The sequence below is a fragment of the Streptomyces sp. H27-D2 genome (genome assembly GCF_035828615.1).
Classification (GTDB): Bacteria; Actinomycetota; Actinomycetes; order Streptomycetales; family Streptomycetaceae; genus Streptomyces.
Genome location: NZ_JAYMZR010000168.1, coordinates 1 through 8,103 on the forward strand (window position 1 = coordinate 1; position 8,103 = coordinate 8,103).

Annotated in this window: 5 protein-coding genes and 2 pseudogenes; 5 read left to right on the top strand and 2 right to left on the bottom strand. The window is 72.2% G+C overall.

The features are described from left to right. Positions 1–871, bottom strand: an 871-nt coding sequence (locus tag QMK28_RS33115; RefSeq protein WP_326443394.1) for an MFS transporter, incomplete at its 3' end; no start/stop codon positions are given. 26 nt (positions 872–897) lie between these two features. Beyond that, positions 898–1,719: pseudogene (locus QMK28_RS33120) on the bottom strand (GntR family transcriptional regulator); the annotation flags it as partial. A gap of 569 nt (positions 1,720–2,288) precedes the next feature. Here QMK28_RS33120 and QMK28_RS33125 point away from each other — a divergent pair. The 5 genes and pseudogenes from QMK28_RS33125 to QMK28_RS33145 all read left to right on the top strand — a co-directional run bounded on the left by QMK28_RS33125 (position 2,289) and on the right by QMK28_RS33145 (position 8,037). Further along, the gene (locus QMK28_RS33125) at positions 2,289–3,956 is read left to right on the top strand and encodes an amidohydrolase family protein (protein ID WP_443050904.1); all 1,668 of its coding nucleotides are present in this window, start codon (positions 2,289–2,291) and stop codon (positions 3,954–3,956) included. 170 nt (positions 3,957–4,126) lie between these two features. Next, positions 4,127–4,447 carry a hypothetical protein gene (locus QMK28_RS33130; protein ID WP_326443396.1) on the top strand — a complete coding sequence of 107 codons (321 nt, stop codon included), beginning with the start codon at positions 4,127–4,129 and terminating at the stop codon, positions 4,445–4,447. 128 nt (positions 4,448–4,575) lie between these two features. Then, complete coding sequence (locus tag QMK28_RS33135; RefSeq protein ID WP_326443397.1) at positions 4,576–5,064, top strand: GNAT family N-acetyltransferase; 489 nt, start codon at positions 4,576–4,578, stop codon at positions 5,062–5,064. A gap of 306 nt (positions 5,065–5,370) precedes the next feature. After that, positions 5,371–6,944 (top strand): annotated as a pseudogene (gene proP, locus QMK28_RS33140) (glycine betaine/L-proline transporter ProP). A gap of 103 nt (positions 6,945–7,047) precedes the next feature. Then, positions 7,048–8,037, top strand: coding sequence for an NAD-dependent epimerase/dehydratase family protein (locus QMK28_RS33145; protein WP_326443398.1), 990 nt, complete (start codon positions 7,048–7,050; stop codon positions 8,035–8,037). Positions 8,038–8,103: the final 66 nt, after the last annotated feature.

Below are 8,103 nucleotides of genomic sequence, written 5' to 3' on the forward strand. Positions count from 1 at the left end.
CGAACATGCCGACGAAGGCCAGCGCCAGGCCGAGCGCGCCGGCGCGTACGGCCGGCACGGCGAACAGTCGCGGATCCAGCATGGGGTGCTCGCGCCGCAGTTCGTACCGCACCCAGCCGGTCAGCAGAGCCGCGCCGAGACCGAACCCGCCGAGCACCCGCGTGCTGATCCAGCCCGCCTCGGGGCCGGACACGATGCCGGTCAGCAGGGCCAGGAATCCGGCCGTCAGCAGCGCCGCCGACAGCAAGGACACCGGGCGGTCGTGCCGCGCGGGGGCCGGTGCGAAGACGGCGACCAGCAGCAGGGCCAGCAGCGCCGGCGGGATGACGCACAGGAACAGCGCCCGCCAGGAACCGGTCTCCAGCGCCGCCCCGCCGCCGACGTTGCCGAGCACGGCCGCCAGGCCCGTCATCGACGCCCATACCGCGACCAGCCGCGGGCGGCGCTCCGGCGCGGCGTCGCCCACCAGCAGCGCCAGCGTCGTCGGCAGCACCGCCGCCGCGCCGACCCCGCTGATCATCCGGCCGGCGATCACCCCCGCGATGCCGGGCGCCAGCCCGCACAGCGCGGAGCCGGCCGTGAACAGCGCCATGCCGCCCATCAGGACGCCCTTGCGGCCGAGCCGGTCCGCTACCGCTCCGGCCGGGATGAGCAGGCAGGCGAAGAACACCACATAACCGTCGACCACCCACAGGACGGCCTCGGCCGAAGGCCGCAGGTCGCTGCGCGAGAGGGCCGGAATGGCCAGGTTGACGGCGGAGACCATGCCCACGACCAGGCTGACGCACAGGCACATCACCGCGATGGTGAGCCTGCTGGGGCCGCCGGCCTCCGCGCTGCCCTGCCGTCGTGCCGGAAGGGCGCGCCGCACGTATCGGCGTGGTGACGCGGTCCGGGTCATCGGCCGTCGCCGGCGGTGCCGCGCTCGCCCGGCCCGGCGGTACGTCCTGGTGCGCCGGGCCCGGTCTCGCGTCCCGGTTCGGCCGGCGCGGCGTCGCGTCCCAACTCGGCCCGGAACGCCAGCCGGTCGCCCCGGATGCGCAGGAACTCCAGGTCCACGGGCCGGCCGTCGGGCAGCCTGACCAGCCGTTCGACGGTGAACACCGCGGCGCCCACCGGGATTTCCAGCAGGGCGCTGGTGGGCGCGTCCGCGTTGAGGGCCTGGACGGACAGGCTCGCCGAGCCGAGCCGTCCGCCGATGGACTCTTCGATCAGACTGAACAGGTCGCGGCCGGCCAGGTCCGACTTGAGCAGCGGGATGCCGATGTCCGCGGCCAGGTACGTCAGGTCCAAGGACAGCGGGACACCGCCGAGGGTGCGCAGCCGCTCGATGTACACCACGCTTTCGCCGTCCGGGACGCGCAGTTTGCGCGCCACCTCTCCCGGGGGCCGTACGACGTCCGCGACCCGGACCTGATTGCTGACCCGGCCGTGCGCCTCCAGCGTCTCGGCCAGCCCGGACAGCCGCTCCAACGTGTGCTCATAGGCGCGGTGCCTGATCACCGTGCCCACGCCAGGCCGGCGCTCGACCGCCCCTTCGTCGGACAGCACGCCCAGCGCTTCGCGGATGGTGTTGCGCGAGACGCCGAAGTCGGCGATCAGGGTGCGTTCGTCCGGGAGCATGCCCGAGGGGAACGCGCCGGACGCGACCTGACGGCGCAGCACCTCGGTGACCTGCCGCGCGCGGTCCGCACGGGACCGGCGACCGCGGACCGGCGCGCCTGCGCCCGGCCGCGCCGAAGCGGAATCGGGCGAACCGGAATCGGACGAGGCGGGACCGGGCGAGGCGGAATCGGACGAGGCGGAATCGGACGAGGCGGAATCGGACGAGGCGGGACCGGACGAAGCGGAATCGGACGAGGCGGGACCAGACGAAGCGGAATCGGACGAGGCGGGACCAGACGGGGCAGGCCGGGAAGGGAGGTCTTGCTCGTCGGATGACGCGGTCATGGGATCTCTCCGCAACACAGCTCGGGTCACGCCGTACGGTGCGGTTCAGCGCCCGCCCACGCTAGGGCGCTCGCGTTTCCAGCACGTTACGCCACCTGCCCTGACCTGCGACAACGCCGTGACGTGCGGTGGAGCGGGCCGCGTGGCGACTTACGCCACCCGGGAGGCGTCCCTGCTGCCTGTGGCGTGGAGGGCAGGGTCGACGGCCGCGTGCATCGGTTGTGACTCTCGTATGTCGGAAGTCTTGTTCCAAATCCATGGCTCCTTTATGGTCGGCCCGCCTGGCTCGGCCGATCTTCTCGGCCGTGGGTCCCCGGCGAGCAAGTGGAGGCAGCGCGTTGGCATCTGAAGCACGTCATGAGCGGTCCGCGGACGACGCATTCCGCGAAGGCGGCCCGGTCCCGTCCGAGCGGGAGGCCGGAACCGGTCCCCGGGACGTTCCCCCGCCGCAGAGCCGGGCCCGGGACACGGCCGGGGGCGAGCAGCACGCGGAGGCGGGCGGTGCCGACCGCGGCGGCGTCGGCCGTCGGCGGTTCCTGGTCGGCGCTGGGCTGACCGGTGCGAGCAGCCTCATCGGGGCGGCCTCGGCGACGACGGCCCACGCACAGCCGCGCCGCCCGGACTCCCTGAGCCCCGATCAGTTCGGCAAGGGCAAGGGCAAGGGCAAGGCCGGGACCAAGGGCGGGGGCAAGCTGCTGCTCCTGCCGGAGACGCTGCTGCTGCCCGAAGGGCCCGTACGCGACCATGCCGTGCTGGTGGTGGACGGCGTGTTCCGGGACATCGGCCCGGCCCGCCGGATCACCGCGGCCCATCGTGATCAGACCCCGGTGCGGCTGGACGGCCATCTGCTCATGCCGGGCTTCGTCGACGCGCACCACCACCTCACGCAGAGCTTCGGCAAGGCCCAGGCGTTCGGCCAGCCCTCGGAGATCTTCAAGGCGGTCTGGGAGCCGCTGGAACACGCGCTGGACGAGGACAGCGCCTACCTCGCGGCGAAACTGGCCGCGCTGGAATCCTTGCGCGGCGGCTTCACCACCGTCGCCGACGCCGGCACCCGGGCCCCCGTCGACGTCGCGGCGCTGGCCAGGGCGGCCCAGGAAGCCGGCATCCGGTGCGTACTGGGCAAGGTGGTCTCCGACGGCAAGGGCGGCGAAGAGCACCTCGCGCGCTGGGACGGCTCCCGGCTCATCCACCCCTCACTGGCCATCCCCGTCCCGGAGAACGCCACCGACGAGGTGCTCAAGCGGACGGCGGACCTGTGCGCCGAAGCGGGCGCGGTCTTCCAGATCCACGTCAACGAACACCTCGCCGCCGTCGAGCGCTCGTTGAAGAGCCTCGGCCGGCGCCCGGTGGAACACCTGCACCACATCGGCGCGCTCGGCCCGCAGACGCTCGGCGCGCACGCCACCCTGCTCACCCCCGGCGAGACGCGGCTGCTGGCCGATTCAGGCGCGGCCGTCAGCTACAACCCGGTGGCCAGCGCGTGGAAGGGCAACGCGGTCGCGCACGCCACCCTGTGGGCCGCGATGGGCGTGCGTTTCGGAACCGGCACCGACGGCACCCGCGGCGACGGCTTCCGGCTGGTCGACGCCGCGGAGACGGCGCAGCGCCTCGCCTTCGGCATGCAGACCGGTGACTCCGTCTGCGGCGCGGGGCGGATGTGGCTGGAGCACGCGACCTCCGGCAGCGCCGACGCGCTCGGCCTCGGCAAGGTCACCGGTGAGATCGCGGTCGGGAAGGCGGCGGACTTCCTCGTCGTGGACCTCCGGGTACCCGAGCTCACGCCCTCCTGGGACCTTCAGTGGGAACTGGTCCGGCTGGCCAACCGGGATCAGATCACCGCGGTGGTCGTCGACGGCCGCCTGCGGCTGTGGAAGGGCTGGCCGCTGGACTGGGACGGCCCCGCGCTGGTGGAGCGCGCGGCCGAGGTGGGACGCGAGGTGGTCCGCCGAGCGGACCTGCAGCGCGTGGACCCGGTGCCACCCAAGTCCGGACGGCGGAGTTGAGATGAGTCGAGGCGAGCTATCGGTCTGCTCGGGGTACGGGCGCACGAACCCGTGCGCGGGCGCGGTGGCAGCGCCTCGATGCCGTCCGTGCGGTCTGCGCCGCCCATGACATCCAGGTAATGCGGCCGACAGCGTTGCCCTCGCGCGGCGTCCTCGTTGGGCTTCACATGATGATCAAGCGCAGCGCAGCCGCCGTAGTCCTGACCGGCCTCGCCCTCGCCGCCCTGGCGCCGACCGCCCAGGCGGGGGAGAACGCCTCCGCCCTCGCTCCGGGCGGGGGCCCCCGACTCGCAGCCTTCCTGGGGCACGCCGGTGCCAAGGCCGGCGCCGCCGGCGTCGACCACCTCGGCCCCGACAGCCCGGCCGGCCGGCTCGCCGCCGACGCGGACGCCGCGGGCCTGAAGGTGTCCCCGGACGAGACGGCCGGCGTGGTGACCCACGGCACGGGTCGCCTCGTCGGCAAGGAGTACGTCAGCTTCCGTGAGCAGTAAGGCGGCTAGGCGGTCGCCGGGCCCGCCGCTTTCGGGGGCCCGGCCGTGCGGGCCTGTCTCGACCTTCCCGGGAGACTCCTGAGGGTCTTGCGAACGAGATGCCGTGCGAGGTAGGCAATACTCTCTCCATGGCATCGCGCGTTACAGGAGTGGTCGGCAGGGCGCGTGGTGAAGCGGTTTTGATCCGGCGTGCGACCCTCCGGGATGCCAGGCGGCTCACCAGACTCATCCAGCTCTCCAGTGCCTATGAAGGCCCGTACGCCCCGATGATCGCCGGATACCGGGTGGGCCCCGACTACATCGAGACCCACCAGGTCTTCGTGGCCGTCGACGACGACAGTCGGGTGCTCGGCTTCTACTCCCTCGTTCTCGCTCCGCCGGAGCTCGACCTGATGTTCGTCGCCGACGACGCGCAGGGGCTCGGCATCGGCCGCCGCCTCATCGATCACATGACGAGCCAGGCGCGCGATGCCGGGCTCGACGGTGTGCGGGTGGTCTCACATCCGCCCGCCGAGGGCTTTTACCGCAGCGTGGGCGCCAGACGCATTGGAACCGAAGCCGCTAATCCGCCCGCCGTTATGTGGGACCGTCCCGAAATGGTCATCCCGATCGCCTGACCGAGGTCATCCGGCCGTGGAATTCACTGGTCGTCCTCACGGCGCGGCACCCGATCTTCCGGACCTCTCGGCGGGTCACTGTCGGTGCGGAAACCGCTGGCGTATTCAATGGGTGCGACCGTCATTTCCACCCCCATACTCGTCCGGGTGGGCGATAGCGGGGGCAAACGGGCTCAATGCCATGTTCCGTCTTCTCCGTGCCTTCCCGTACGTCGACAGGACGACGTGAGTTCCGGCCGCACGACACCGCCGAATCCCCGACGCGGCAAGACGCCACGAGGCCGTGGCAGCTCCGCCACCGACCGCATGCTCCGCACTCTTCTGCGCAGTCGCAAGAAGTCACTGAACATAGAGGACGTCACCGTCACCGATCGGCCGCGGGTGCGGCTCGCCGTCTCGGCGGCGGCGCTGGGCAACACCATGGAGTGGTTCGACTTCGGCGTCTACGCCTATATGGCGTCCACCCTCGGACAGGTGTTCTTCCCGTCCAGCTCGCCGGGCGCTCAAGTTGTCTCGACGTTCGCCACCTTCTCCGCCGCGTTCCTCGTCCGGCCGCTCGGCGGCCTGGTCTTCGGGCCGCTCGGCGACCGCATCGGGCGGCAGAAGGTGCTCGCGGTCACCATGATCATGATGGCGGCGAGCACCTTCGCCGTCGGATTCCTGCCCAGCTACGCGTCCATCGGTTTCGCCGCGCCCCTGCTGCTGCTCCTGTGCCGGCTGGTCCAAGGGTTCTCCACCGGAGGTGAGTACGCCGGCGCCACCACCTATATCGCCGAGTACGCCCCGGACAAGCGGCGCGGATTCCTGGGCAGTTGGCTCGACTTCGGCACCTTCGTCGGCTACGCGCTCGGCTCGGGCCTGGTCACCGTCCTCACCACCGTCCTCGGCCAGGACGGGCTGGTGGAGTGGGGGTGGCGGATCCCCTTCCTGGTCGCCGGGCCGCTCGGGCTGATCGGTCTCTACATGCGGCTCCGGCTGGAGGAGACGCCGGCCTTCCAGAAGCAGACCGAGGACGCCGACCGGGAGGCGGAAGCGCTGCTGGCCGCGGGCGCCGAGCCGGACCCGGTCGAGGAGGCCCGGCAGTCGGGCCGGGGGCGGATGAAAGGAGATCTTCACCCGGCACTGGCACGCGATGCTCATCTGCATGGGCCTGGTCCTGCTCTACAACGTCACCAACTACATGGTGACTTCGTATCTGCCGACCTATATGACCGAGACGCTCGGTCAGGATGCGACAGTTTCTCAGCTGCTGGTGCTCGCCACCATGATCATGGTGGCGCTGACCATCACCACCGTCGGCCGGTCCTCGGACCGCTGGGGGCGCAGGCCGCTGTTCATGGCAGGCAGCATCGCCCTCATCCTGCTGGCGGTGCCCGCGTTCCTGCTGATCCGCGAGGGCGGCATCCTGCTCCCGGCCATCGGCTGTGTGATCCTCGGCCTGCTGCTCGTCTCCTTCGCGGGCACCGCCGCCGCGACGCTGCCCGCGCTCTTCCCCACCCGGCTGCGCTACGGAGCCCTGTCGCTCTCCTTCAACCTCTCGGTGTCGCTGTTCGGCGGCACCACGCCGCTCGTCGTATCGGCGCTGGTGGAGATGACGGACAACGACCTGGTCCCGGCCTACTACTTGATGGCGGCCGGAGCGATCGGCGTCGTCTCCGCCTACTTCCTGCATGAGACGGCCGGAAAGCCGCTGCGCGGTTCCGGGCCGATGGTGGAGACCGCGGAACAGGCCAGGGTGCTGGTCGCCGACAGCCGCACCGAGGCCGGGCGCGGGGCGCGGGGCGCGGGACGTCTGGATCCGGCTGCGGCACCCCTGGGCGCGGCACGGCGGAAGCGGCGGCGACAAGAGCGGCGACAAGGGGGACGGCGGACGCGGCTGAGCGGCCTGCGGTCCTACCGAGGACTTCCGGTTCCGCTCGCGGCGATTCTGCTGACAGCATGCCGAGGTTCCCAAGGCCCTGGTCGGCGGGCAGAGTCGGCGGCATGAAGCTGCTGATACTGGGTGGAACGGAATTCGTGGGCCGCGCCATAGCGGAGGACGCGTTGGCACGCGGCTGGCAGGTGACCGTCTTCCACCGCGGACACCACGAACCGCCGCCGGGCGCCGTCGCGCTGCGAGGGGACCGCTCGGCCGCCGACGGCGGTCTCGCGGCGCTCGCCGCGGGGGAGTGGGACATCGTCGTCGACACCTGGTCGGGCGCGCCGTCGGCGGTACAGGACGCGGCCCGGCTGCTCGCCGGGCGGGCCGGACACTACGTCTACGTGTCCAGCCGCTCCGTGTACGAATACCCCGCCCCGGCCGGGCTCTCCGAGAGCGGCCCGCTGGTGGAGGCCTCCCCCGACGACGGCGGCGAGGTCGAGTACGCGCGGGCCAAGCGGGGAGGGGAACTGGCGGCGACCGAGGCGTTCGGCGAGCGGGCGCTGCTGGCGCGGGCAGGGCTGATCATCGGGCCCGGGGAGAACATCGGCCGGCTGCCGTGGTGGCTGCTGCGGATGGCGCGCGGCGGCCAGGTGCTGGCTCCCGGACCGCGCGACCTGGATTTGCAGTACGTCGACGCGCGCGACCTCGCCGCCTGGGTCCTGAGCGCCGCCGAACGAGGGCTCGGCGGCGCCTACAACGTCGTCAGCCGGCCGGGTCACACCACGATGGGCGAGCTGCTGGAGACGTGCGCGCGGGTCACCGGCGCCGACGTCGAACTCCGCTGGACCGATCCGGAGACGATCCTCGCGGCCGGCATCGAACCCTGGAGCGACCTGCCGATCTGGCTGCCGCCGGGCGAGTCGCACGACACCCTGCACCGCGGCGACGTGACCAAGGCGCAGGCCGCGGGGCTGCGCTGCCGCGGTATCGCGGAGACCGTGGCGGACACCTGGAGCTGGCTCCAGAGCCTGGACGGAGCGCCGCCCCAGCGGCCCGACCGCCCCGCGGTCGGGCTGGACCCGGAGACGGAGGCGAAGGCGCTGCGGGGGTGAGGGCCTTCCGGGGCGGGCGACTCCCGCTTGCGGCCCACTGATTCCGGCTCATCGCCTCGGTCCCGC